The sequence below is a fragment of the Neptuniibacter sp. QD72_48 genome (genome assembly GCF_047778065.1).
In the GTDB taxonomy this organism is placed as follows: domain Bacteria; phylum Pseudomonadota; class Gammaproteobacteria; order Pseudomonadales; family Balneatricaceae; genus Neptuniibacter.
The window spans coordinates 123,796-150,077 of sequence record NZ_CP180547.1 but is presented as its reverse complement, the minus strand read 5'-3'; the positions used below and the strand labels follow the sequence as shown (position 1 = coordinate 150,077).

The window sequence follows — 26,282 nt, the reverse complement described above, 5'->3', positions numbered from 1 at the left end:
GGCTTTTTAGCTCTATAATAAGGCTAACCATGAAGGGAGGCACAAACCTCTTCAAACTGTTCAGCAGCGCTGGAAACCGTATACGCCTTAGATATTTTCTTGGCTGCCTGAGAATACTGTTCATGGAGCTGAGGATTTGATAAAAACCACTGAATGGCTTCAGTAAAGGCATTCTCATCATTCAAAGGCACTAGCAAACCTGAGCGCTTATCCTCAATAATATTCCTCGGGCCAAATGGGCAATCCATACTAACCACAGGAACACCTTCAGACATAGCCTCAACCAATACATTCCCAAACCCTTCTCGTTTGGAACATGATAGAAGTAGAGTGCAATGCGGATAGTAAATAAATGGATTTTCCACATTGCCTATTAGATGAACTTTGTCCGTTAAATTTAGTTGTCGAATCTTATCTTCAAGGGAAGAACGTTCTGCTCCTTCTCCTAGAATAAGCAAATTAGCTTCAGGGGATGTTTCCAAAACTCGTGCAAAAGAGTCAATTAGCAAATCAAACTGTTTTTCTGCTGCTAACCGCCCCACGGCAATAAAAATCGGGCCTGTTAGGCGATCAAATATCTCAGGCCTAGCTTGTTTTTCCAATCCCTCTGACACATCAGGAATGACAGGATTACAGAGGGATTTCACTGACATTTCAGGAAGGTGAAGGATTTCACGATGCTCTGTACATATTTCAGGTACCGGAGCCACAAAAATATCAGCATAACGATACAAACACCGCATTAATAAAACCCGTATTTTCGAGTATTTAGATTCGCTTAACAGTAATGCTAACGGCGTATGCTCACTTATAATTGTATAAAAGTTATCTTTCACAAAGGCTTTAGCGAGCAATAACATCAGATTCGTGGCATGAGTACCTGCATAAACGATATCTGGATTAATTTTATTAAGCTCGGATACTAATTGAAAAACCCCTGAAGATGATTTCGCCCCTCCTAGATCATATACGACTACGTTTTGATTCAACCTAGACAACAAGTCACCATTACCATCCTGAAGTAAAAGGCAAGGCTCATAGAGGTCTTGATTAAGGTTATTAATCAAGTTGAGTACAACCTTTTCGAGCCCACCTGAAAAGAAATGAGGCAAGAAAAAGCAAATCTTTCTACGAGTATTTTTAAGCTTCATATCAGCGTTCCTTACGACTGATGAGGGCAAATAAATGTTTAGGCGAAATCCGTAGCCCCCAAAGAAGCAATACACCAACTCCTGCTCCTATGCCCCCTGATAGTATGAGCTCTAAGGTTAATGATATTCCCTGACTAGCCAAAGCAAGCTTTGACATAAAAAAAACTAATGAAACGACAATGGGTATGAGTATTAATTTCAAAAGCAGCGCATCATAAACAAAAGTGGCGGAGCCCCGCTTGAAGAACAAGCAATAGCCAATCAAAAACAACATCATCAATCCAGTCGATAAGCTTATCGCTATTGCAACACCGTTTAGGCCATACCTATCCGAAAAAATCTCAAAAGCTATCAATCGAGCCATACAGTCTAAAGCAGCATATATGGAGATGATTTTCAAAATTGAAAACGCTGGATTCGCTAAAACCCAACCAATCAAAAAATTAACAACAAATGTAGCCACAACTGCAGGTATAACCAACTGCATCAATAAAGCAGATTGCTCAACGCTATCCATCGTAAATTTTTCATTGTAGAAAAATAGATAAACTAAACTATCCGCATAAATATATGTAAAAACAGAAATGGGAATAATTAAGAGCAAACCTATAGCTAACCAGTGCAATAAGTACGCTTGAATATCATCGCCTTTGTCTAAAGCAAACTCTCGACACCAAACCGTATAAAACACACCTACAATACTAAATGAAAGCACCCCAGGAACTAAATTCCCCAGCCTTTGAGCATACTCTAATAAACTAAGCCCACCTTCACCCGAAGAGAGCGCATAATGAGTTTCCAGCCAAATACCGATTTGACTCGCTAACAATACAATGATCATTGCATAGCCTCTTCGCTTTGCCAGACCATCTCCTTCTTTGTTCAGTTGTTCATTCGAGCCCACCGGCTGGAATGCACGTAAATATCGCAACACACATACTAGCAAGTACAAGACAAACACGTAGTACCCCACAACAAAAGCATAAGCGAGGATAGCTACTTGATCTGATGGGGTGAAAATAAATAGAGCAAGAAGTAAAAATATTCGAGGAAAAAGTTTCCCGAACTCAGATGTACCAAAATAACCTACAGCCTTACAAAAACCCTGCAATACAACAGAAACAACAGCGGCTGGAATTAATAAAATAAAGATATTCAGAATAGAAACAGTCTGTGCTTGTTGTTCTAACGTTTGATCAGAAGCCAACAAAGAAACCATCTCATCCGATAGGAAGAGTAGTATTGCTACCAAACAGCAACTCAAAAGCGAAGACTTAATCAACGACCTCGTCAGCAGCTTAGTTGCACGGTCAATGCTACTGATAATGGCATAGATAAAGACTGGTATATAAACCACTACCATGGCTTTATTTATCGCCTCAGTAAAGCCTGTAATAACTCTTCTTGCTAAGAAAAATATATCGCTCTCGATTCCAGCCCCTAGCTTAAATGCTAATAGAACCGAAATTAGGAGTGCCGCAGCCAATCCTAATGCTTGAAATGAAAATTGAAGGAAAATAGCTTTAGCTGCATTAAAATTTAGCAAGGCCACGATTCACTATATCGAAAGGTCATTGTCAGAATCTGAGAAGGTAACCCAAGGCGTATAACCTTTATCAGCTATTCGTTTCGAAATTTCAGGTGTGGCCATAACCTTGAGATGAGGCTTATTAAATCTAAAGCCTGTAGCCTTTAATACTGAATTGACCCACGTAAATGACGTCGATTTCATAATGGCTATTTTATCAACTTTAAGCTGCCACAACTTCGATACAGTAAAACTAAGTAACGCACTTAAAGCTTCGTCATCATGGTTAGTGACCAAAAAATCTACTATATATCCAGTAGTTACACCCTCTTTTTCTGCAAACCTGTAGACCATGTAGCCGATTAACTGGCCATTTTTTTTTGCTTCAACAAGTTTATATTCATGTAAAGGACAATCAGCAAAACGCCAATTTAGGTACCTTTGATCTCTAACAGTCAGAGCATCATAGCCCTTCGATACTTCCCGCCAAAAAAAATCGACGCTATCATTAAACCGAGCTACTTCAGATACATAAATATCGTCATGAACCTTGGGTAAAAAAGCCTTTACTGCCCCCCTAATGAGGCAATCCAAAGGTTTAGCAAGAACTGATAAGAACTTTCTTTTTTTTCTCAGTAAGGATGATGGTGATAGAACACAGAAGAATTGCTCTGTCTCTGCGATTATACCGCCACCATAGCGCTGGTACATCTTTACAATTTTTTCAAAAGGCAGTCCCATTTTAGGGATCGATTCGTTTTCAATAAGATACTTAACTAGCAACAAACCTTTTCCACGATGCTGCTTTTGAACCATTATGGAACCAACCCAATGCATCGGAATTTTTTCAGTATCAAGACTGAAAATAGACGGCATTAAAAACATAGCCCCAAAAGTCACTGATTCATTTTTTAATAAAACGACTTCTGAAGAAATTTCTACCGATGCTGGGTTTTGATTAGAGCTCCATTCCCAAACCGCTTCCCGAGCTTTGGCGGCATTTTCACTAAATACATCCTTAACTGTATTTAGAAAAACCTCTTTGCAATCAGCGGTACTTCTCTCCGCCCTTACCTTATTACTCATTTCAATCCTTGGGCGCTAGCCTTCCAACCCGCTTCCAACACCAATCAGGCCAATCTATGCCTCTATCCTTATTCATTTTGTCTTCAATCTTTAATAAAAGCTTTAAAGGTACAATGTTAAAAAAGAAACGAGCGAATTTAATAACGATCTGATCAATAACAGTTAAACTTGAATTTTCATGCCGAACTTTAGCGAAGCTGCTATTTGGCTTATATCGCATCACAAGCACTTCATCAGTCCAATCCAGCCCTAAAAAATTCAGAATAGACTTCATATTTTGCTCAGTCTGCTTTTTTAAATCGCTATATTGAAGCACGATAGTTTGAGCATCCTTTCCACCCAACTTTTTTATATAACGATGATTCATTGCATTGACTGCACAGGCCCGAATAATTTTACTCATTCGTTTAAAGCCTGAAGGGGGGGTGCGGCCAAAACCGCTTAAACGAGAAGGAATCAACTCTTCATCAGATCGCAAAACACAAATAAAGCGGGCATCAGGGTAAGCTAAACGTAATTCATCTGCCATCAACGTATGATGTGGCGACTTTTCTAACCAATTAGAAGAACCTTTTTTACGGGCTACATCATCCATAACGGCTCTAAAGAAAGCATAGTAACTATCTATATCTTCGTTCTTTTCCAGAAAGTCCGGCTGAACCTCTGACAAAATGCCGTAATCAGACTCTAAAAAGTTTTCAAAGAACCTGGCTTTAGATTTAGGATGATTAAAATCCCCAAAACCTTTAGCGAAATGAGAAAAAAATATACTTTCATGTACTCCTTGATGATCGTCTGCCTCAACAGCAGCGATGCAAGGATGGCTAGATAGCATATTTGCTAACCATGTTGTCCCAGAGCGTTGTAGCCCTAAAACAAAAATAGGTCTTTTTTTATCCATAGGAGACCCCATTCAAATACCCTCAACGCTGTTAGGCATCATCTCTAACAGGTTTCCATTTTGATACTTTCTTTCCTCGACACACGTTAATTATGCCCATCGCCATTGCTGCATGCCCCATGACAAAAAATGTCGGAATGTTAAACCCAGGGACCTTACGCAAGAAAGGAAACAACATGGTTAATAAGGCAATGGCATAGAATACAACCTGACATGCCAGAAAGGCTTGGTAAAACCAATGCTCGTCTAATAGCAGAGCATTACTTAAGAGTAACCCGATGAGTAATACAGGGTTCAAACGTCTAAGTAATTTATGTGAAAATAACTGTAAACTGTACCAACCATACTTAAATGGATTAAGTAGCTCTTTAAAAAGCATGAGCCCTCTCCACCCCATTTCGGTAGAGCGAACTCGGCGATCAAATTCTTTATAAACTTTATTGGTCACATGCTCATAGGTCATAGCATTAGGTTCAAAAACTAACCTTTTGCCTTTTGTTACTACTCCTACAGATAAAACGAAATCATCAGCACAACCTTCTAAAACTGGAGATGTAAGCTCCCTTCTAATTGCATATACCGAACCCTGAGCAGAAACAGCTCCGCCAACTTTAGTTTCAGCAATCTTTAGCGCTTGATCGTACCTCCAATAAATGGATTCGGCCTTGCCAATCCATCCCTGTTTTTCTGAAGATACAACGATCTGACCACAAACCCCACCAACAGACTCGTCGTTGAAGTGGCTTACCAATTCATTAAGGGTAGCTTCTGGGAAAAGGCTATTCGCATCTGAGAATACGATTATCTCCCCTTTACACTCAGCCAATCCCCAATTCAATGCTTCTAATTTACCAATATGATCCTTCGCTTCTAACACTGTTACATTATCTGCAACAGAGCGCGCTAACTCCGCTGTGTTATCTGTAGAACCATCAGAGACAATAATAATTTCAACTTTATGCTTATCATTAGTTTGAAGATTGATATTTTCTATCTTTTCTTTAATAACAGCACTTTCATTATGCGCACAAACTAAGAAAGAAACGTCATAACCATTTGCATAACTCTTCTTACTTTCATTCTTAGTTAAAAAACCTATCAATACTAACAGCACCCCGTAACCAACAAAACTGAATACTAACACGCTGAAAAAAAACCAAAAAATAGCATCCATTCTAATTTACCTTCTCTGAAGCTAGCATTGCATCAAGGAGCTGCTGCGAGTTTTTCATAACATCATACTGCTCGTGTACTCTTGCCTTTCCGTTCTTAGCAATTTCTAATGCAGCCTCATAGTTTGCCTCTATCCATTCAATCTTTTGGGTTAATCCAGCAACATCTCCAGGCTTTACACCAAAACCGGTTATGCCGTCTTCAATTAACTCAGGGATACCCGAAACATCGGTAGCAATCACAGGGCAACCAAAAGCTAACGCTTCCATAATCACAACAGGAATACCCTCACATCGACCTTCTGGCCCGACAATGCTGGGAACAACGACTAAATTAGATCGCCGATACGAGTCAGCAATTTCTTCAAAAGTCTGCCCTCCCTTAAAATCAACTTTTTCCGATATACCTAATTCAAATGCTAATGCTTCAAGATCATGCCTTTCACTACCATCGCCAATAATTCGACATGACCACTCAATTGTTGGATCTATTCTAGATAGCGCTAATAGCAGATTATCAACGCCTTTGCGCTCAATTAGAGAACCCACATAGCTTATATCAAAGACAGTTTGACGCTCATTTTCACTTTCTTGGATTGAAAGAAGATCTGCGCCACAACGAATAACCTTAAATTTTTCTTTAAAATGCTCACCGACATGATCCAATAAAAACTCTCGGTTATATTCACTAATGACGCGAACAAAATCGGCATCAGAAACTTTGTTCTTCAAAAGTTTCTGGGTGATAAAAATGTCATGGGCATGGCAGCTAAAACTGTAATTTATCCCAAAAATTTTATAAATCATCCAAGCAGAAGCCGCTGGGATACCAGCAAATTCAGCATGGAGATGCGTAATACCTCGCCTTCTGGATTCAAGACCATAGGCTACAGACTTAGGTAATACAGCAAGGTTATGAAGAATAAATTTCCAGTCAGAGCCTCCCGCTTTAAAAATCTGTTTAACAACAGAAATAACCTTGTGCGGTTTTTTTAAAAAGACTGTCAAAAAAGAAGACAACAAATAAAAACTCATAAAGAAAGGCTGATAATATCCCTTCTTAATAATTGCATGTGCAAACTTATGAACCTTTTCTCCTTCCCGATAAGGCTTAAGGTGAAACACCGTTACATCATGTCCTTTCTGCATATAGGTGTGGATATTTCTTAAGACAAATGTTTCCGTTATCTTTGGAAAATCCGTAACTAAAATTCCAATATTCATAAACTCACGTTTTACTTTCTTTCTGACGAATCCTTAGTGCAGCAATAGATAAGCCAGCCAAGATCCATGTATATTTGTTGTACTCATTAGGCACGAAGACACTTGCCATCAAATAAGCAATAAAGCAGATAAACAAAGCTCGAACTAATGAGGTAAATTCATCGTTTTCAACATCTGTGTTCGCAATTGCACGTAATCCATGCAATCCCCTCAGAATGACAAACATCAAACATGAGAATGCGATTAAACCGAACTCTACAGCTACTGATAAATACATATTGTGTAACTGTCTAGGAAGAGGAGTACGCCCGGGTACAAATCTATACTCTGTGGATACATAGTACTCTTTGAAGTTACCCGGCCCGACACCTAAAAGTGGATTTTGAACCAGCAAATCAACACCAATTAGGTTGTAACCTAAACGCCTTCCTAAGGTCCAATCAGAGCCACCACCTAGCAAAGTAGCTAAACGCTCCCAATATTGTTCAGGAATAAAAGGCAAAGCAGCTAGACATAAGAAAAAGCCCAAATAGCAGGCAAGAGGGAACACTTTATGATGTCGATATCTCCAAGCAATCCAAATTCCGACAATCGCATATACCAAAGCAGCACTTCGAGCAAAGGAAAGGACGATACCAGCAGTTCCGAGGAGCGTAGCCATAAACATAAAAAATCTAAGTTTTGGAAGCTCAATAAATAAAATTGCAGCCAGCAGAGTACCCGTCAGTAGCATTGTTGCTGCAGTAGTCGGATTGTAATCTGATCCACCTGAAGACCTTGAAACGCCTTCCCACTTAGCGGTCGTAGCAGCATCAGAGCTAGAAAGAATATTTCCACCTACAGTCGAATCAAATATCACCAAAACTGATGACATCAGTGCTGCAATAGCTAAACAATAGAGAAGGTATTTAAGATGCTTTGTGGTTTTAACCAATACAATGGTTAAGACAAATAAAAGCATCAAACTTGCCATTCTTCTGACAGACCAAACAGCATATTCCATGTTTTCAGCCCAGAAGAATGAAAGCCCCATAAAGAGACAAAAGAAGAACATTGCAATCACTGCAGGCTCTTTTAAGAGCTCTTTAATCGTATCCCTTTCCTTTTTAAGATTGATAATAACGCCAGCAAGAGTCAATAACGCTAGTACTTTGACTCCGGAAACGGGTAGCGCAGAAAAAATCAGATTTGCCAAAGCATCTAACTGCGCAAATAGCACAAGCAAAAATAAACCGAAAAACGGGTACAGCAAAATGATAACCACTGCTGCTGCACCTATAGGGATCAAAAAAGGAGCTAGAGGATGGACGATTAATCCTGAACCAATAATAATAGGAGCAAGAAGCAAAGCAATTAAGCATGCGATGCCTAGAAGCATTGGAGAAAAGCGTGTCATTAGCTTTGCCCTCCAACATAAGAAATTGGTGACCATTTATGCCTGATCTTACGTAACTTGTTGGCAGGCGATACTAAAAACAGCCAATACAGATTACCTTGAAACAAACGCAGCTTTGCGTGAAACAATAACTGCTCACCCCAAGGCCATCGCCAACCCCAGCCATAGTCACAAGCATGTATACGGCTAACTACATCATGAGGCTCATGCACGAGGTTAGAGCCTTTGCCTCCTGTAGTTAGCTTATAACCTACATCCAGTGCGATAGCATGGGACTGGGGAGTAACTCTATCGAAAGGCCAGCAGAATTGAGTCACCTCCCTATCAAGGATAATCTCTAGCTGTTGCTTAGAATCACGGAGCAATTCCTTTACACGGCTTTCATATTCAGTATCTAATTCTTGGGTTCCGTTATTCCACTTTTTACCTGTTAATTCAGAATCACACTCAGGTATAGAATCCCCAATAGCTAAGCATTCCAAAGCATTATTTTGATACCAATTATGCGTCGTCTTCCCTTTTGACCAATCAAGCCAGCTATAAAATCGCCAATTATGCTCTGTTAGAACACCAATTTTTCTGTCGCTAACTACAATTTTTCCGTGACTGACACCATGGGACTCAATTTCGAATAATGGATCACTATCCAGCGCTTTCAACTCGGCACAATTCATATACCCATGCCATTGAATGCCTTCATCGCTCTTCGATACAGAACGTATGTCCGAACTAGGGTCGATAAACCCTGTCGAAACATAGAAACTTGCAGGAATTTGATATTCTTTCAGCAGAGGGGCAGCTGCAACAAAGTTATCTAGATAGCCATCATCAAAATGAAGAACAACTGGCTTATCAGGCAGTTGTTCTCCTTTTTCCTTTATCCGATAAAGTTCAGAGGTACTCAATACATTGTAGTTTTTATGTTTCAAGACATCTAACTGCTGCCTAAACGCTTTAACGGTTATTGATGTGCCCCAAGCCCAAGGTAACCATGAAGGATCATCAGAAACGCTATGATAAATGAGGACAGGCACTCCCCCCGAGCCGCGCATTCCACGATCAAATAAGGCCAATATGACTAAGCAAATACCAGTCACTACTGAAATCAGCAATAAGCCTTCACTGTAAAAGTAAGACAAACTAATTCCAGCAATACACAACGCTACTGTTAATAGCCACGCAACGACTATTAAGTTACGTTTTTTCTGACGTGCAATCATAATTAGTCACGCCACAGCACGAACAATAACTTATCCTGTCCACTCTGCTGTTGGGCTAGTTCAACTAATTGCAGCAACTCATCTTGCTCTACTTCTCCTGGTCTTAGCACACACACTATTGGTCGCTGTCCTACACCAAGCTCATCAGCTGCAAAGCGGCTATTAACAACAGGTAAACGCTCTACATTACTTTCTATTACTGGTTCAGCATGACTAAATATTTCTTCAACCGTAGTAGCCATTTCATCAACTAAACGCTGATCCCCTATCGCCGTAACGCCGATCGAGCCGCTACTCCATCCCCCCATCAAGGAGATTCTTTGGATTAAACGCTGCTTAAACTCATCATCTACCGCCACTTTAGCTCCTAACAACCCAAGTACACGAGTCCCGACAGAGGTTCTCAATACATCAGTTGTAAGAATACGAGTTGTCGTTGTATCAATTACCACGACAACGAGAGTCATAATAATGAAACCAGTGATAACTGCAGCTACAGAGAATAAAAATACTTTAGGGAACCAAGGGTATAACGGCGCAATAGAAGGACTAATCATACGCACCTGTGACAGGCCAGTATTACCAGCCAAAGACACTGTGACCATGCGACGACGCAGATCTTCAACATCAGCCTTTAATTCGGTTTGCTTTTGCTGAGTATCTCTAAATCCTTTTTCGTGCTTCTGCAAAGCAATCAAACGTTGATCATATTCTTCTATGATTTTTGCTCGATTTTTAATTCTGGAAACAATACCAATTCTTTCAGACTCACTAAGAATAAGATCACTTTCAATTTTATCGATTAAATCACGACGCGTAAGTTTACGTTTACTGCGCTTAAGACTGGCAACTTTGTTGTTTAATTCATTTAAAGTAATTTCATCATCAGCACGCTTTTCTACTTCACGGTCGCGGCTTGAAAGAAGTGCTTCACGTTCAAATGCTATATCTGAAATGCCAAGCTCTTTTCGCTTGATGATATCGGCTTCTACAGACTTAGACAGCTCAAGTTCCTTTTGCGTTAGGATTAACTGCAATGACTCACGCAAACCAGCTGCCTGTTCTTTATAGTCATCTTTAGTCTGCTTTACGTATGCTTCTGCAAGAATGTTTGCAACTTTGGAGGCAATAACCGGATCTTTATACAGAACTTCGATATTAATAATGTAGGAACCTTCTACAACCTCAATATCAGTAGCTTCCATTAATGTTACCAGCAACTCTTCGCTTTCTGAGAGAGGAATATGTTTACCGTAGTTTAAGGTATTCCACGTTCTCCAAAATAAACGCTTAGCAGCTCGCCCTGCTTTTTTAAAAAAGCCCTTAATACCCGTTTCTTCTACGCCTTTTGCCAACTCCTGCTCAAGTAACAAACTCAATGCTTTTTCAGCTACAGGACGACTCAATAACTGTTCTGTGTGGGTTTGCGTTAAAATAGCAGCAGGGTTAAATTGACTGACACCTAACCATCCTTGTGTATATGCAAGTTCGGCTTCAGTCGGTTGCATTGTGATCGTAGCAACGCCTTTATAAAGAGGGCTAGCCACCAAAACAAACACACTCAGCAAGAATACAAGCCCGCCCGTAGCAAGGGTTCCTGTAAGAATAAACTTGCGATAAAACTTAAATAATTCAAGGTAATGTGTGATCACGATGAGTCCTTTCCTGCTCTCATAAAGGAATTTGAGTACGTTTCTTTTAAAGCCAGCACAAAGCTTAGACTTCTAATAAAAAATGTTTAAAAAATAGCCAGCGAGATTGTACACTGGAACTTCATTACAGACACCCTTACAGGGTCGATGCCCCCCAAGTGACATCTCATGTTAATACGGGAGGTTGGCACTAATAGCCACTACTCCACCAGTACATTCAATAGTATTAATTTTGCGTCGAATGATACCTTTACCTTTCGCCACATTATTTATACACAGTGCATCAAACTTTTTTAATCCAGCTTGTTTCTTTAAAAAGTTTTGTGCCTTGTAATCACCTACAAATATAGGCGCTGCATTTTTCCGGTTAGGGTAAGAAATCTTATAGCCATGTTTTAGCTTATCCCCTAAAGATTGCACTTTAATATCTTGACCATTAAAGAGGTAAGCTAAAAATTTGTAGCCATAATAACCAGGTTTAGGCTTTCGATTTTTATCAAACAAAGGGACTTTACGGTTACCCCACGTAGTCACCATTGCCTCTCCCAACCCAAACCAAAGGCAAAACTTTGAGCCCTGAGATAAAACATTTAGATTTCTATGAAGCACTGCATAAAAATGATCTTCAGGCTTATAGCTATCGTTGTAGTCTAATGATGGGCCACCACACTCGGTTGATATAATTTTTTCAACCGAGAGTTCAGCCTCATGTGCAATCAAATTTATTCTTGGACCATCTCTATTTACAGGCCCATAAAGGTGAACATCGGCCATATCGTAATGAGATTTTTTAAGTACTGTACGAACATGATTGTTAATTAAATTAACAACCTTAGGGGCCTTCGCTTCAGCAGGCGTATATTTAGTACTAGAATTTTCACTCCAACGTTGCAACACGAAGTCAAATTCATGTTCTTTTTTTACTTTTTTTTGAGCTCGCAAAATTTGTATGCCTTCCGCAAGCAACATCACATCCAAATTAAATGCAGCCAAACCACCTAATACAAACACAGCATTAGGATCTGTTTTTTTAACTGTTTCATAGGCAGAGTTGATGTAATTAACAAGATTCTGAGTAGAGGAAGCCCACCCACCTGAACGGTTTTTATTACTAATCCATTCATTAGCGACTTGATAATATATAACCGGCTGCTTCAGGCCAGGTGCATCGTTTTTACCATCATGATTGTAGCGGTCTACAACGGCCTCAATAAAACGTGTCCACTGAGCATTTTTTTTCGGTAAGGCATTACCAACAACCTGACTCGCTTTTGTTGTTGCCCATTTAGCATTGGATTCAAATGTTAGAAAAGGCTCCAAACCTAATTTTTGGAGCGTAATGATACGACTATCTAGTCCATCCCAATTAAAACGCCCACTTTGAGACTGAACGTGTTTCCACGATACAGATAATCTAACAACCCCAATACCTGCTTTTTGGACGTAGTGATAATTGCTTGCGTCATTACCAGGAAAAGCTAAGCCTAATGAGTTGCTAACAGGAACTATTACTTGTTTAAGGTCAAATGGTTCTGCTTTAGCTTGTGAAATGAATACGAGTACTTGCAGACAACAAGTAGCTATCAAAAACTGTAAAAATTTAAGCACTTTCAACATCCCTTTTATACTGCTCTAACTATGTTCCAACAATACCCCGAAGAGAAAACAGCAACGATCCGCGTAATCGCGGCCTGACTAGCTGATCGAATCTATAATTATTAATCTTTGCTTTGCTCTTCGCGCACCAACGGAACGGAGCCTTCCCCTTCAGGTTCTTTTCCTTGCAACTCGCGACTATAAGAACGAATAGACTTAAACCAATTTGTAAACGTTTCATCTGGCGCAACATCAGCAAACGGAATTAAATCAATACTAAGCGCCCTTTTTACAACATAAGCTCCAGCAAGTATGTTGACAGTAAACATGATCGCAATAGCACTAATAACAGCTAAATTAAGCGCGGTCGTAATCGGCCTTAATAGCCTCTCACGCTGAAGTCTAGCCGCTGGTCTTCTTTCTTTGCCTGCAAGCAGTACTATATAAATCTGTTTCCTAAAAAACTTGATAGTAAAGCGAATATCAATTTTATGCTTTACTCTTAATTTCCGAGCTAATGCAGTACCAATTATTTCCTTTTGCTCTGCATTAAAATACTCAAGCTCATCTTTATTAAAAGCGCTGGCAAGCAACCGATTATTATCATCACTATCAACCTGTTTGATCTCGTCAGCACTTTTCGACATACACTCTCTCTAAGAAATTAACGCCTTTTTTAAGACGTGGTGTTCAACCCTATAACTTTCAAACGTAGTTCTAAACTCAAAAAATGCTATATAACGGCGTTTATGAGACTGGTTACCACCCGGAACAGGTTCACTTTCCGATGAGTCCTTAACTACACATGTAGTAGAGATTCTCTTTCCACAACCTAATTCAATATCCAGTTCATATGAATCAGGCTTAACTATCTGCGTTGTTTCAAATGCAAAAGCTTCATCATTGACGTCAATGACCATCCCTTCAGCGATCACACCTTTTTCATCTCTTAGCCGTATTGATGCATTTTTCATGTAAACACGTTCAGTGTTACGTCTATTTTTAATACGTTTGGATTTTACGTGAAGAACCACTTCTAGGAAAATCTGAAAAACCGTAGTGAATATTGCCAATGCATTGCGGGCTAGAAATATGAGTTCACTAATAAAGTTCGTCTCTTTTTTTAAGAGAACTAAATTTAAACGATGCCTTAGCAGTTTTGGGGCACTGTGAGGTAACAAACTTTGGGCAACACCAACAATCCCAGGCTTCACCTGAAAACGAACACCATAGTTGGGAATTTCTTTTTGAATAACATCATACATTTCAGGGCGAACGGGACGAGGGCCGATGAGATTCATATCGCCACGAAGCACGTTCAGTATTTGCGGTAATTCATCCAATCTAGATCGACGTAACACTTTACCCAAAGGAGTTTCGAGATTGGTCCTTGTTGTCATTAAACGATCTTTTGTGAACTGGGCCGCTTCTTTTTTCAAAGTCCGAAATTTATACATATTGTATAACTTTCGATCCATTCCATATCTGGGACCAGAATAAAATATTGAAGGTCCCTGAGTAAAAAATAGCAGGACACTAATAACAAAGAAGAAGGGTAAGGCCATGATAAACAGCACCAAAGCTAGGCTGAAATTCCATAACCGGTATAGAAAAGCATTAGTGACTTTATAGCCAGGAGGCTCTGTTAAGATGCTCATAGAGGGACAATCATCCTTAATTTTTTCGTCTAAATACCCATTGTGCTTAAATGGCTATTTTTTACCTTTACCCTTGAATAGAGATACATCTGCCATGCTCTGAAAGGGTATTGCTAAGTTAATCAGACGACATACAACTCTTATTAAGATAGTTTCTACGTTAATTAACCAACACAATATTGGCGCGAATAATGCTTTAATTAGTACAAAGAATCAACACTATTAACACTCAACCTCTATAAAAAACATTAGAGACTTTGTATTAACAAATTATGACAGAAAGACTAATCTCACATTTTAGAATCGAACCACTTCGTATTTTCAACATCCGGTCACTTTGTTCACATCAAAATATGTAGCATTGCCGGTTCTCAGACGAAGTAGCTTGTCCGACCTATTATATAAAACCCCAGCAACTGATCAACATTTAATCGCCTGTCCACAAAATCACATCATTACTGCAACAACAAGCCAAACCTTAACAATTACAACGAGAAAGTTTGATAATTGCTAACGCTAAAATCTTCCTCTTGCTAGAGACCCGTTGGGTTTCAGCATTCCTAATTACCACCAATAAGCAGCACCAACCACCACTGGAATCAAATCGGATAATGCGCAAGTTATTATAGAGGGTTTCAAAGAGAAGTTAGCTTTACCAAGAACAGAGCAATTGGATGTACCTTCAATCTCGCTAACCCTTTTGTAACTGGCATTGCAGTAATTCAGTAAAATGCTCGGCAGCTAACGGTTTGGAATACAGATACCCCTGAAAATAATCACAAGATTTTTGCTGTAAGAAATCTCGTTGATCGGCAAGTTCTACACCCTCGCCGACGACTTTCAGCCCTAAGGCATGAGCCATCTGAATAATACCGGAGATCAGCGCAGGACTTTCGGGCGTGACACTCAGTTCAGCGGTAAAACTGCGATCAATTTTTAAGGTATCCACTGGGAATTTTTGAAGGTAATTAAGGGCTGAATAGCCGGTGCCGAAATCATCAATAGACAGCTGTACACCCATATCACTCAGGTGCTTCAACGCTTCGCCACAACCACGCTCATCTTCCATCAAAAGGCGCTCTGTGAGTTCGAGTTCCAAAGCATCAGGTTTTAGACCTGTCTCACGTAGGACTCGCTTAACCGTATATTCTAAGTGCCCATCACGGAACTGCGGAAATGCAACGTTCACTGCGATTTTAAAAGGCTCTCCCAGAAGTTCAGTCCACTGTGCCGCTTGCTTACAGGCTTGCTCAAGCACCCAATCACCAATAGGCACAATCAACCCAGATTCTTCTGCCAACGGGATAAATTGATCAGGAGAAACTTGACCATATTCTGGGCATGACCAACGTAACAGGGCTTCAGCCCCCATAATTTTTCCGCTGGATGCATCGATAATACTTTGATAGCTAAGGCTGAGTTGATTTTGCGATAGCGCACGACGGAGATAGGATTCCATGGTGAATTTAAACACCGTTTCATGCTCCATCTCACGTGTGTAGAAACGGAATGCATCTTTACCTACCGCTTTGGCTTTGTACATCGCAGCATCGGCATTACGCAGTAGAGCAACAGGATCTTGACCATCCTTAGGCGCAACCGTGATTCCGATACTCGCCGATGTGGATAACTCATAGCCGTTGATCAGCACCGGCTGTACAGCCGTTCTTAGAATCCGTTCACATATATCTGAAATTTCATCGTTGGCTTTTCGATCCGGCAAGATAACTAAAAACTCATCCCCGCCTAATCGCGCAATGGTATCGTCGCTATGCACGCAGTATCCCAAACGTCGGCTAATTTCCTGTAGATGTTGATCACCGACTTCATGCCCTAAGGTATCGTTAATCTTTTTAAAGTTGTCCAGATCGACGAATAAGATACCAACCGAGGTTTGATTTTTATTGGCACGCGTTAGCGCTTGTGAAAGTCGATCCATCGCCAATACACGGTTAGGCAAACCAGTGAGATGATCATAAGTGGCTTGATGCAGTAATTTAGATTCGTAATTCTTGCGCTCAGTAATATCACCAATAGAGCCAACCATACGATAGGCAACATTGTTTTCATTTCTCAGTGCTAAACCATGAGCGAGCACCCAGAAATAACCGCCATTGTTGTTCTTTACACGATATTCACAGCGAAAAAATTCAGTTTCACCTTTAAGATGCCGACAAAGGACTTTTTGGTAACGTTCACGATCATCTGCATGCACCCACTGTAACCACTCACTGGAAGTAGTCTTAATAGTGTCCTTACCCATGCCGATGGTACTAAGTAAACGCGCTGACAGGTATAGCTCTTTACTAACAGGGTCCCAATCCCAAAGCCCTTCATTAGCCCCTTTCATCGCCAGAGCATAGCGCTGCTCAGTCTCTCTAAGCGACTGTTCGACTTTCTCAAGATACTGAATACGCTGACGCAGCTGCGTATTTTCCCTAATCAGGCTTGGCACATCTTCGGACAACTGCGTTACCTCAATACTTCCCATGTTAACTTTGAGCGCTATCCGAGCTTACCACACTTAAGTTCCACAACCACATTTTGTTGTAGTGGATTAAGCAGATCTTAGAACAACACTATTGATGATAATTCATCCATGGCATCTAATCCAAGTCTTCCTATACTCAATAAACAGAGTATGGAATTTAGAGATATAAAATATTGATGCGTGTCACTTATCGGCTTCTATTTGCTGGAATGATCTTTCTTCTTTCCCAGCTATCTTTTGCACAAACAACCTTTGGGTCTGACACCGAACAGCCACCTATTCGCTTCGTAGGAGACAAAGATTACCCACCGATTGAGTGGCTAGAAGAAGGGCAACCCCGAGGTATTTTTGCCTCTTTTTTAGAAGAATATTCCAAAGCGCTAAACCGCAAAGTTGAATACAACCTGATGAACTGGAAGCAAGCGCAGCAAGCCGTACTAGAAGGCAGAGCCGATGTCCTGACCGTTTTCAGTCCTAACCCAGACCGCGTTAAAGACTACGCCTTTGTGGATAGTTTTTTACAGTTTGAAATTAGCCTCTTTCTCCGTAGTGACAACCTCACTATCCATGGTTTAGCAGATCTCAAGGGAATCAAAACAGGCGTCTCTAAAGGGGGATTTCCTCGGAAAATAATCGAAACTCAAAGCCAAGCTAAGTTAGTAACAATGAATGATCACTTAGATGGTTTTCAAAAGCTTTTACAAGGTGAGATTGATGCCTTAGCCACTACTAAATGGGTCGGTTCCTACATTATTCAGAAGCACAAATTAAAAGGGATTAAGTTTGCACCCACGCCTATCGCCACTAAAGCGACCCACATGGGTGTAAGAAAGAGTGATACCGAGCTGGTTCAACAGCTGCAACAAGGCATAGAACTGATGGAGGCAGAAGGCACTCTAGATAGACTCAACCAACAATGGTCTGGCTATAACATGGTTTATCTTACCGAGGATAAACTTAACCAAATTTACTATCAGTTTGGTTTCGGAACTTTGCTCGTTTTAGCCTGTTTAGCAGTAGCGTCCATTATCACGTTAAAACGCCAAGTAAGAGAACGCACCCAATCCCTCTCCACCGCCAAAGCCTCTTTAGAAGAAACGGTCGATCGCCTTACCCGCACGCAAAAGCAGCTCGTGCAAACGGAAAAAATGGCTGCGCTTAACTCCATTGTGAGTGGCGTTGCCCATGAGATAAACACTCCATTAGGTATGGCAATTACACTGAGCAGCACACTCCAAGAACAGATCGCTCAATTGGAAAAACTAGTTGGGCAAGACAGTCTCACCAAGAAAGCACTCCTAGATTTTCTTAACGAGAGCCAAGACTCTTTAGAACTAGAAGCTGACGCTCTACGACGAGCTGTTACCCTACTACGTAATTTCAAACAGATATCTGTTCATCAAAGTCAGGAACATAGGCAACAGATCAACATAGCCGAACTTATTGACGATGCTACCGTGATCGCGACTAATGATCTTGCGGACGGTGAGATAGCAGTGTCTGTAAACGGCGATACCGCATTATCAATGGAAACCTATCCGGCGCCGCTAGCACAAGCATTAGTACACCTCATCAACAACGCAGTTACCCACGCGCCTAAACAAACAGATCCTCTCGCAGTCTCAATCAGCTATGCACAAAGTGAAGACAACCTAATCCTTAAAGTGGCAGATAACGGCTGCGGTATCCCCTCACAATACCTAGGCCAAGTGTTTGATCCTTTCTTCACCACGGCCCTTGGACAAGGGAATTCAGGCTTAGGGCTAAGTATCGTTTATTCAATCGTCAATCACGTCTTAGGCGGCACCATAAAGGTCAATAGTAACTCCAATACGGGCACCACCTTTATTTTAGAACTGCCGCTAAAAGCACCTGAAATTCACGATAATATAGAGCCGCAGGCATAAAAAAGCCGGTACCAAAGGTACCGGCAAACGTAGAGTGAAAAAGAGGTAATTCACACGTAGAAGACAATTACCTACGAACAAATCTTAAACTTATTCGCAGGTTTCCTAAGATAGTTTCTGTTCTAGCTCAGGCACGGCATCAAATAGATCTGCCACTAAGCCGTAATCAGCAACCGAGAAGATTGGGGCTTCTTCATCTTTATTGATTGCGACAATAATTTTGGAATCTTTCATACCCGCCAAGTGCTGGATCGCACCGGAGATACCTACAGCGATATACAGCTCTGGCGCAACGATTTTGCCGGTTTGACCTACTTGCATATCATTCGGTACAAAACCTGCGTCAACCGCTGCACGGGATGCACCTACTGCTGCACCCAGCTTATCTGCAACTTTTTCCAGCATGGCAAAGTTCTCTCCGTTACCCATACCACGACCACCGGAGATAATTACGTCTGCAGCCGTTAGTTCTGGACGATCAGACTGAGCCATCTCTTCGCCAACAAAGCTAGAGATACCACTGTCGTGTACTGCTGAAATACTTTCAACAGAAGCACTTCCCCCCTCAGATACCGCAGCATCAAATGCAGTACCACGAACAGTGATAACTTTTACTGGGTCGCAAGATTCAACCGTTGCGATCGCATTGCCAGCATAGATTGGACGTTGGAAAGTATTATCCGATTCAACCGCAGTAATATCAGAGATCTGCGCTACATCTAGAAGTGCAGCGACACGCGGCATAAAGTTTTTACCTGTCGTTGTCGCTGGGGCAACGATATGACTGTAATCCTTACCGATTTCAGCCACTAGCTTACCCATATTTTCAGCAAGCTGATGTTTGTAAGCGGCATGGTCTGCCAGCAAAACTTTCTCAACACCGGCTACCTGAGCAGCTGCCTCTGCAACAGCGCCACAACCGGCACCAGCAACCAGTAGGTGTAGATCACTACCCATCTGAGATGCAGCTGTCACTGCGTTTAACGTCGCTCCTTTTAGAGCGTTGTTGTCATGTTCTGCAATAATTAAAATCGCCATGTCTTCGCCCCTTAAAGTACTTTCGCTTCGTTTTTAAGTTTTTCAACCAGCTCATCAACACTGGAGACTTTGATACCAGCCTGACGTTCGGCAGGCGGCGTCACTTTTAACAACTTAGTATGTGCTTTCAACTCAACACCTAGATCTGCCGGTGTTTTAACATCTAAAGGCTTACGTTTAGCCTTCATGATATTTGGCAAAGACGCATAGCGAGGCTCATTCAAACGTAGATCGGTGGTTACGATTGCAGGCATGTTCAGTGCAACCGTCTGTAAACCGCCATCAACTTCACGGGTCACGTTAACCTTGTCACCTTCAATCTTAACTTCAGAGGCGAAAGTGCCTTGTGGCATATCGGTTAGCGCTGCCAACATCTGGCCGGTCTGGTTGTTATCGGAATCGATCGCCTGTTTACCCATAATCACAAGGCCAGGCTGCTCTTCATCAATCACTTTCGCCAGTAACTTCGCCACGTTAAGTGACTCAGGCATATCTTCAGTTTCGATCTGGATACCACGGTCTGCACCGAGGGCTAGCGCCGTACGGATCTGCTCTTGGCAGGCTTTAGGGCCAATAGACACCACAACAATTTCTGAAGCTGTACCCGCTTCTTTTAAGCGCACTGCTTCTTCGACAGCAATTTCACAAAATGGATTCAAAGCCATTTTCACGTTGGCCAAATCAACATCTGTATTGTCCGACTTAACACGTACTTTGACGTTGTAGTCGATAACACGTTTAACGGTTACAAGTACCTTCATCAGCAAAGACCTTTTAGTTTTAGTTGTAAGAGCGCTTCACACACTCTGTTTTGCTTATCTCTAAATATGCGCTCATTTCGGCGACGTAGGCAATTCGCCTCAAGCATAATAAGTGTTTTCCCTAATCATACTCATTTAAAAATAATAAGTAAACACCCCTAAAATTTATAAAACCCTCCTATAGGCTAATAATCAGGCTATTTATTTATTAGGGAAAACACCTATATAATACCCCTTAATAAACGAGTCCTCTTTTTATAGAGCAGTCTCACATAACTACGTGGAATCACTAGAGAGCGGCAGAATAACGCAGATTCCTCAACCAACTAAGAGGGGAAATCGACATGACAAGAGAGTCGATGGAATTTGATGTAGTCATCGTAGGTGCAGGCCCTGCAGGCTTATCCACTGCTTGCAGATTGATGCAATTAGCACAGGATAAAGAGCAAGACCTAACCGTATGTGTGGTCGAAAAAGGTTCTGAAGTAGGCGCCCATATTCTGTCCGGTGCCATTATGGAAACCCGCGCCCTAGATGAGCTATTCCCTAATTGGAAAGAACAAGACGCTCCGCTAACAACGGCAGTTACAGAAGATGAAGTTTACCTGCTTAAAGATGGCGATAACGGTAGCAAAATCCCTAATGCCTTTGTGCCAAAAACGATGCACAACCAAGGCAACTACATTGTTAGCTTAGGTAATGTCTGCCGTTGGTTAGCCGAACGCGCCGAAGAACTTGGCGTAGAAATTTTTCCGGGCTTCGCTGCTGCTGAAATTCTTTACAATGCCGATGGCAGCGTACGCGGTATTGCCACAGGCGATATGGGCCTAACTGAAACCGGCGAGCAAAAAGACAGCTATATGCCGGGTATGGAGCTACACGCTAAATACACCGTCTTTTCCGAAGGTTGCCGTGGCCACTTAGGTAAAGAGCTAATCAACAAGTTCGATCTAAGCCAAGAAGCAGATGCGCAACACTACGGTATTGGTATCAAAGAGCTATGGGATATCCCAGCCGAACAGCATCAACCAGGCTTAGTCGTGCATGGTTCGGGCTGGCCGCTAGATAAAGATACCAGTGGCGGTTTCTTCCTTTATCACACGGATAACAACCAAGTGGTTGCCGGCTTAATCGTAGATCTTAACTACGCCAACCCGCATATCAGTCCGTTTGATGAATTCCAGCGTCTGAAACATCATCCAGTACTAAAGAAACATTTAGACGGCGGTACACGCGTATCTTATGGTGCCCGTGCGATCACTAAAGGCGGCTTTAACTCTCTGCCAAAAATGAACTTCCCAGGTGGTTTATTGGTTGGTTGTAATGCCGGCACACTGAACTTCAGTAAGATCAAAGGCACACACACGGCGATGAAATCCGGCATGCTTGGCGCCGAAGCGATTTTTGAAGCGGTGGCGTCTGATTGTTCAGGCGGTACAGATCTTGAGCGTTATCAGGATCTATTCGAGCAATCTTGGCTATACGATGAGTTATTCCGCTCCCGTAACTTTGGTCCTGCGATGCATAAATTTGGTGCCATTATGGGCGGCGCATTCAACTATGTAGATCAGAATATCTTCGCCGGTAAGCTACCTATTACCCTGCATGATAACCATGAAGATCACGCTCAGTTACAACCAGCAAGTAACTTTACGCCAATCGAATACCCTAAGCCTGATGGCAAACTGAGCTTCGACAAGCTCTCCTCGGTCTTCCTCTCCAATACCAACCACGAGGAAGACCAACCATGCCATCTGCAATTAATGGATAGCAGCATCCCACTAGGGACAAACTTGTTAACCTTTGCAGAACCAGCACAACGTTACTGCCCTGCTGGAGTATATGAAGTGATGGATGATGAAGAAAATGGTGGTCAGCGTTTCCAGATCAACTCGCAGAACTGCCTGCACTGTAAGACCTGCGATATTAAGGATCCGGCACAAAATATCAGATGGGTTACACCAGAAGGCATGGGCGGGCCAAACTATCCAAACATGTAACCTCGTAACCTTCTCATAAAGTTGTGGAAATCTGGGGCTTCATCCATCGAAGCCCCGGATTTTTTTACTTTAATAGCGCTGGGATTTTTAATCTATGGTTCCACGGGATCCGCAGGGTGGATCTTAGGGTCTTGGTACTCTGTATTAATTGTATAGCCCAAAGCCTCTAGCTCTGCTTCTTCTTTATAGCGCATGCGTTTTGAGTCTTTGATCTCTTCTACCCACAGTTCTTGCCAGCGCTCACGGTCTTTACCCGCAAATTGCTTTCTCGCAAACTCATCCTGAGTGTAAGCAGAGAACACTAAAAGGTATTCGCCCATAGGATCATCCGCCGAAATGCGGCTATTGCGCATGAAGCCTACTTCGATAAACACACCCTCGGCATAAAAGCGCCAAGTGGTTCGCGTTGTATTGAGTTTTAGCCACGTCTCTAAGGTTGGTGTAACGGTAATATCCGATTGATAGCCATGGTAGTTATTAAGCTTGTATTGCCAAGATTCTTCGCCTAGTAAACGAGGGTCATCCAAATAGTGTACCTGCCGCCAACCCAACGACAATAGGTGGCGCATAAATTGAAGTAGGCGGTTTTTAGCCTCTTCGTTATTTATTTTTTCTGGCTTTTTAGCAAAACTCCAATTAGCTGATATATTAATGATTCCCCTCTTCGGGTAATCCATGTTCTCCGTTCCCATAAAACCTAATAAAAACGGTATATCAAAACTATATTTACCATGCTTGAAACGAGCGGTAGGCCTATTCCCATCTTTGAAATCTCTTTCATAAAAATTAAGCCCTGCTGGTTGTCGATTCACATTTTGCTTGAGATCTAATCCATTAAGCTGGGCGAACTCATCCCCTGATTTCCCCAGTACTAAGATAGGTGAGTCAATAAGATGCGCCTCTGCATCAACAGAGGTATCGCATGCACTGAGTAGACAATAGATTAAGCTTATGAATCCGCATGCGATAACCTTTGTAACAGACTTTGCCACATTAAGGCTCCACGGGATCCGCAGGGTGGATCTTAGGGTCTTGGTACTCTGTATTGATTGTAAATCCTAAAGCTTCGAGTTCGGCTTCTGTGGTGTACCGAATGGATTTCAGCCTCTGGATTTCAGGGATCCAAAGCTCTTGCCAGTGTTCACGCTGTTCCCCCCTAAACTGCTTTCTAGCTCGTTCCTCTCGAGTATAAGCCGAAAAAACCAGAAGGTATTCACCCATAGGGTCATCCGCCGGTATGCGGCTATTGCGCATAAAACCGACTTCGATAAACACGCCATCGGCATAAAAGCGCCAGGTGGTTCGCGTTGTATTGAGTTTTAGCCACGTCTCTAAGGTCGGCGTAACGGTAATATCCGATTGATAGCCATGGTAGTTATTAAGCTTGTATTGCCAAGATTCTTCACCTGAAAGGCGAGGGTGACTATAGCTATGGACTTGACGCCAACCCAGTGACAGTAGATGGCGCATAAATTGAAGTAGGCGGTTTTTAGCTTCGTCGTTATTTATCTTCTCGGACTCATTTGTGAATCCCCAACTAGCGGAAATATCATCAATACCTCTCTCAAGGAAGTCAGTGTTTTCAATGCCTGTTACGCGTATCAAATTTGGTATTTCGAAGCTATATTTGCCGTGTTTAAAAAGAGCAACTGGTAACTTCCCTGATTTAAAGCGCTTCTTATAAAAATTGAGTCCTGCTGGTTGTCGATTTACGTTACTCTGGAGGTCAATACCATTTAGTTTGGCAAATTCTTCCCCTGATTTCCCCAGCACTATGATTGGTGACTGCATCTTACTTCCCTGTGTTTTATCTATACCATTATCGCAAGCGCTTAATAGGCAACATAACCCAAGAATGAGCCAAAACCTCATCAATATACCCACCTTGCATCCGGCTCATTAACCCAACTTGCGATAGTTTTTAGTTCTTGCTCCATATACCCTACTTGTTTATCCATAAGACCGTGAAAAGTTACAGCTGCATCCTCTATCCAATCCATACGATTACGATAGTCTTCAACAATTAAGTCATCCGGCGCGACTGACTTTAATTCTGGTGTATCTATATCGCAGTGATGGCTAAAGACTAATTGGTAGGTAGGAGATAGAAAGCTAGGGACTAGAGGGTGACGTTCAAACTTTGCCCAGTAGTTAAAGTCAGGATCATCATAGATGACCTTTTGCAAAACAGCGCCTTGTTCATGTTCTGCAATTCTTAACAAGCCAGAAAATTGTTCTGCTTGAAGGTTATCGATATCACCGTTATCAATTAAGGTCTCGAAATTTTTAATATGAGTAAAGCCCTGAATTATTTCGCTAGAGGGCTGGAAGTTTTTAATTTTAGGAAGTACTTCGTTGGCCCAAGGGATTTGATTAGTTGTTTCTTTGATCGGCTTTTCGAGGGTGCTGGCATCACGTTTGGTTTCACAATACATGCCTTCGCGAAATTCGTCGGGAAAGGTATTGTGAAGCCAATGACTGGCAGCAATATCAATAAAAAGCCACAGATTTCCCTTAGCTAAGCCATTGGCAACATCTTCATGATCCAAATATTCCTCTCCACCTAGATAACCAACAAAGTAGGAGGTTTGAACACGAGGATCATCAAGTAAGCACGCTACAGTTTTACTGGCAAAAGCACCGAGTGCCATCCAGTAATAGCGCCCCTTTTTAGAAGGATCTCCATTTTCCTCGGTTTCAAGATAAAAACGCGCATAAGTCGCAGCGATACGTTTTGCTCGCGCACTGTATAGATCAACGAAATTAAATTCATTATCACTGATCTCTTCTGAAAGACGCTTATAGCAAAATTCGTGTGCCATTGACCAAAGGAAATCACAATCACAAACGATATCAACCACCTTACCTGGGGTATCATTGATTGCTGTAATGGGTTCGTCTAAAGCCATGCAGAGATCCTTCTCTATTTTTTGAAATTAAATTTCGACCACGCGGTGTTTAGTTCAACCTCTTCGTTGAATATGCGTGAGATGATGTTCGTTTGGCCATCGGTAAAACTACGATCATCCTTAATATGAAGCGGTTTTGTTTTCTGACCGGTTTGCTCAGTTAAAAAGGGAACATTGGGTACTTCTTTTCCCGATTGCGTTAAATAACGATATTTAAGATCAGCTTCACGCATTTCTGAAGAAGAATTAGCAAGACTACTTGAATCGCCTAAAGGCATTGCACGATCAGACGAGAATTGATCACCAATCAGTACGTTCCCCGAAGCGCTAATAATGACGCCACCACAGCTGATGGCATCACCTAAACGCGCAGCAGGTAGGCCATTAATAAAGACGCTACTAGACCCTGAAGCAATCGCTCGACTATGAGGCGAACATGAAGAGCAACCATGGGCAGCGGCTGGATCGCTAACTCGGGCAGCAGGAATACCATTGGTAAAAACGTTGGGGCTAGCAGAAATAATTGGCGTAGGGGGGAAGCATCCATGACCACCGGCCGTATCGCCCAGTCGGGCGGCACCTTTTGACATAT

The 26,282-nt window shown here is 41.8% G+C and carries 21 protein-coding genes; 2 read left to right on the top strand and 19 right to left on the bottom strand.

The window, feature by feature from the left end; translation table 11 throughout:
• Window positions 1–23 precede the first annotated feature (23 nt).
• The 13 genes from ACMXYX_RS00650 to ACMXYX_RS00590 all read right to left on the bottom strand — a co-directional run bounded on the left by ACMXYX_RS00650 (window position 24) and on the right by ACMXYX_RS00590 (window position 17,051).
• Window positions 24–1,151: a glycosyltransferase gene (locus tag ACMXYX_RS00650; protein WP_415897299.1), complete on the bottom strand. Its 1,128-nt coding sequence runs from the start codon at window positions 1,149–1,151 to the stop codon at window positions 24–26.
• 1 nt (window position 1,152) lies between these two features.
• A complete protein-coding gene (locus ACMXYX_RS00645) occupies window positions 1,153–2,703 on the bottom strand; it encodes a lipid II flippase MurJ (RefSeq protein ID WP_415906372.1) in 1,551 nt (516 codons plus the stop codon).
• A gap of 6 nt (window positions 2,704–2,709) precedes the next feature.
• On the bottom strand, window positions 2,710–3,765 hold the full coding sequence (locus ACMXYX_RS00640; RefSeq protein WP_415897297.1) for a hypothetical protein: 1,056 nt from the start codon (window positions 3,763–3,765) through the stop codon (window positions 2,710–2,712).
• Window position 3,766: 1 nt separating this feature from the next.
• Entirely contained in the window at window positions 3,767–4,666 is a 900-nt protein-coding gene (locus ACMXYX_RS00635; RefSeq protein WP_415897296.1) for a sulfotransferase family protein, read from the bottom strand.
• Window positions 4,667–4,697: 31 nt separating this feature from the next.
• Window positions 4,698–5,840, bottom strand: a complete 1,143-nt coding sequence (locus tag ACMXYX_RS00630) for a glycosyltransferase family 2 protein (RefSeq protein ID WP_415897295.1) — start codon at window positions 5,838–5,840, stop codon at window positions 4,698–4,700.
• A gap of 1 nt (window position 5,841) precedes the next feature.
• Window positions 5,842–7,062 (bottom strand): glycosyltransferase family 4 protein, encoded by a 1,221-nt coding sequence (locus ACMXYX_RS00625; protein ID WP_415897294.1) that lies wholly within the window; start codon window positions 7,060–7,062, stop codon window positions 5,842–5,844.
• Between the two features lie 4 nt (window positions 7,063–7,066).
• Window positions 7,067–8,458, bottom strand: a complete 1,392-nt coding sequence (locus tag ACMXYX_RS00620) for an O-antigen ligase family protein (RefSeq protein ID WP_415897293.1) — start codon at window positions 8,456–8,458, stop codon at window positions 7,067–7,069.
• Entirely contained in the window at window positions 8,458–9,678 is a 1,221-nt protein-coding gene (locus ACMXYX_RS00615) for a polysaccharide deacetylase family protein (protein ID WP_415897292.1), read from the bottom strand. The genes ACMXYX_RS00620 and ACMXYX_RS00615 overlap by 1 nt, the downstream gene beginning before the upstream one ends.
• A 2-nt stretch (window positions 9,679–9,680) precedes the next feature.
• Window positions 9,681–11,330 (bottom strand): hypothetical protein, encoded by a 1,650-nt coding sequence (locus ACMXYX_RS00610; protein ID WP_415897291.1) that lies wholly within the window; start codon window positions 11,328–11,330, stop codon window positions 9,681–9,683.
• 171 nt (window positions 11,331–11,501) lie between these two features.
• Entirely contained in the window at window positions 11,502–12,947 is a 1,446-nt protein-coding gene (locus ACMXYX_RS00605) for a cellulase family glycosylhydrolase (protein WP_415897290.1), read from the bottom strand.
• Between the two features lie 101 nt (window positions 12,948–13,048).
• Window positions 13,049–13,573, bottom strand: coding sequence for a hypothetical protein (locus ACMXYX_RS00600; protein WP_415897289.1), 525 nt, complete (start codon window positions 13,571–13,573; stop codon window positions 13,049–13,051).
• A gap of 9 nt (window positions 13,574–13,582) precedes the next feature.
• Window positions 13,583–14,584 carry a sugar transferase gene (locus tag ACMXYX_RS00595; RefSeq protein ID WP_415897288.1) on the bottom strand — a complete coding sequence of 334 codons (1,002 nt, stop codon included), beginning with the start codon at window positions 14,582–14,584 and terminating at the stop codon, window positions 13,583–13,585.
• 691 nt (window positions 14,585–15,275) lie between these two features.
• Window positions 15,276–17,051 carry a putative bifunctional diguanylate cyclase/phosphodiesterase gene (locus tag ACMXYX_RS00590; protein ID WP_415906371.1) on the bottom strand — a complete coding sequence of 592 codons (1,776 nt, stop codon included), beginning with the start codon at window positions 17,049–17,051 and terminating at the stop codon, window positions 15,276–15,278.
• Between the two features lie 200 nt (window positions 17,052–17,251).
• Between ACMXYX_RS00590 and ACMXYX_RS00585 the strand changes: the two genes are divergently transcribed.
• Complete coding sequence (locus ACMXYX_RS00585; protein WP_415897286.1) at window positions 17,252–18,982, top strand: ATP-binding protein; 1,731 nt, start codon at window positions 17,252–17,254, stop codon at window positions 18,980–18,982.
• Between the two features lie 105 nt (window positions 18,983–19,087).
• On the opposite strand, the gene ACMXYX_RS00580 is transcribed toward ACMXYX_RS00585, so the two are convergent.
• The gene (locus tag ACMXYX_RS00580) at window positions 19,088–20,020 is read right to left on the bottom strand and encodes an electron transfer flavoprotein subunit alpha/FixB family protein (RefSeq protein WP_415897285.1); all 933 of its coding nucleotides are present in this window, start codon (window positions 20,018–20,020) and stop codon (window positions 19,088–19,090) included.
• 11 nt (window positions 20,021–20,031) lie between these two features.
• Complete coding sequence (locus ACMXYX_RS00575) at window positions 20,032–20,781, bottom strand: electron transfer flavoprotein subunit beta/FixA family protein (RefSeq protein WP_415883069.1); 750 nt, start codon at window positions 20,779–20,781, stop codon at window positions 20,032–20,034.
• A 344-nt stretch (window positions 20,782–21,125) separates the two neighbouring features.
• On the opposite strand from ACMXYX_RS00575, the gene ACMXYX_RS00570 reads away from it, so the two are divergent.
• On the top strand, window positions 21,126–22,781 hold the full coding sequence (locus tag ACMXYX_RS00570; protein ID WP_415906370.1) for an electron transfer flavoprotein-ubiquinone oxidoreductase: 1,656 nt from the start codon (window positions 21,126–21,128) through the stop codon (window positions 22,779–22,781).
• A gap of 92 nt (window positions 22,782–22,873) precedes the next feature.
• Here the strand turns inward: ACMXYX_RS00570 and ACMXYX_RS00565 are convergent, their stop codons facing one another.
• From ACMXYX_RS00565 to ACMXYX_RS00550, 4 genes are all read right to left on the bottom strand, one after another.
• On the bottom strand, window positions 22,874–23,773 hold the full coding sequence (locus ACMXYX_RS00565) for a hypothetical protein (RefSeq protein ID WP_415897283.1): 900 nt from the start codon (window positions 23,771–23,773) through the stop codon (window positions 22,874–22,876).
• A 1-nt stretch (window position 23,774) separates the two neighbouring features.
• On the bottom strand, window positions 23,775–24,572 hold the full coding sequence (locus tag ACMXYX_RS00560; protein ID WP_415897282.1) for a hypothetical protein: 798 nt from the start codon (window positions 24,570–24,572) through the stop codon (window positions 23,775–23,777).
• A gap of 80 nt (window positions 24,573–24,652) precedes the next feature.
• On the bottom strand, window positions 24,653–25,690 hold the full coding sequence (locus tag ACMXYX_RS00555) for a DUF2515 family protein (RefSeq protein WP_415897281.1): 1,038 nt from the start codon (window positions 25,688–25,690) through the stop codon (window positions 24,653–24,655).
• Window positions 25,691–25,704: 14 nt separating this feature from the next.
• On the bottom strand, window positions 25,705–26,280 hold the full coding sequence (locus tag ACMXYX_RS00550) for a PAAR domain-containing protein (RefSeq protein WP_415897280.1): 576 nt from the start codon (window positions 26,278–26,280) through the stop codon (window positions 25,705–25,707).
• Window positions 26,281–26,282 lie beyond the last annotated feature (2 nt).

Bases quoted from the DNA above. Each gene is read 5' to 3' on its own strand.
- ACMXYX_RS00625 (WP_415897294.1), bottom strand. From the start codon at position 7,062: ATGAATATTGGAATTTTAGTTACGGATTTTCCAAAGATAACGGAAACA.
- ACMXYX_RS00650 (WP_415897299.1), bottom strand. From the start codon at position 1,151: ATGAAGCTTAAAAATACTCGTAGAAAGATTTGCTTTTTCTTGCCTCAT.
- ACMXYX_RS00595 (WP_415897288.1), bottom strand. From the start codon at position 14,584: ATGAGCATCTTAACAGAGCCTCCTGGCTATAAAGTCACTAATGCTTTT.
- ACMXYX_RS00640 (WP_415897297.1), bottom strand. From the start codon at position 3,765: ATGAGTAATAAGGTAAGGGCGGAGAGAAGTACCGCTGATTGCAAAGAG.
- ACMXYX_RS00630 (WP_415897295.1), bottom strand. From the start codon at position 5,840: ATGGATGCTATTTTTTGGTTTTTTTTCAGCGTGTTAGTATTCAGTTTT.
- ACMXYX_RS00605 (WP_415897290.1), bottom strand. From the start codon at position 12,947: ATGTTGAAAGTGCTTAAATTTTTACAGTTTTTGATAGCTACTTGTTGT.
- ACMXYX_RS00555 (WP_415897281.1), bottom strand. From the start codon at position 25,690: ATGGCTTTAGACGAACCCATTACAGCAATCAATGATACCCCAGGTAAG.
- ACMXYX_RS00575 (WP_415883069.1), bottom strand. From the start codon at position 20,781: ATGAAGGTACTTGTAACCGTTAAACGTGTTATCGACTACAACGTCAAA.
- ACMXYX_RS00585 (WP_415897286.1), top strand. From the start codon at position 17,252: ATGCGTGTCACTTATCGGCTTCTATTTGCTGGAATGATCTTTCTTCTT.
- ACMXYX_RS00550 (WP_415897280.1), bottom strand. From the start codon at position 26,280: ATGTCAAAAGGTGCCGCCCGACTGGGCGATACGGCCGGTGGTCATGGA.
- ACMXYX_RS00570 (WP_415906370.1), top strand. From the start codon at position 21,126: ATGACAAGAGAGTCGATGGAATTTGATGTAGTCATCGTAGGTGCAGGC.
- ACMXYX_RS00560 (WP_415897282.1), bottom strand. From the start codon at position 24,572: ATGCAGTCACCAATCATAGTGCTGGGGAAATCAGGGGAAGAATTTGCC.
- ACMXYX_RS00600 (WP_415897289.1), bottom strand. From the start codon at position 13,573: ATGTCGAAAAGTGCTGACGAGATCAAACAGGTTGATAGTGATGATAAT.
- ACMXYX_RS00620 (WP_415897293.1), bottom strand. From the start codon at position 8,458: ATGACACGCTTTTCTCCAATGCTTCTAGGCATCGCATGCTTAATTGCT.
- ACMXYX_RS00580 (WP_415897285.1), bottom strand. From the start codon at position 20,020: ATGGCGATTTTAATTATTGCAGAACATGACAACAACGCTCTAAAAGGA.
- ACMXYX_RS00635 (WP_415897296.1), bottom strand. From the start codon at position 4,666: ATGGATAAAAAAAGACCTATTTTTGTTTTAGGGCTACAACGCTCTGGG.
- ACMXYX_RS00615 (WP_415897292.1), bottom strand. From the start codon at position 9,678: ATGATTGCACGTCAGAAAAAACGTAACTTAATAGTCGTTGCGTGGCTA.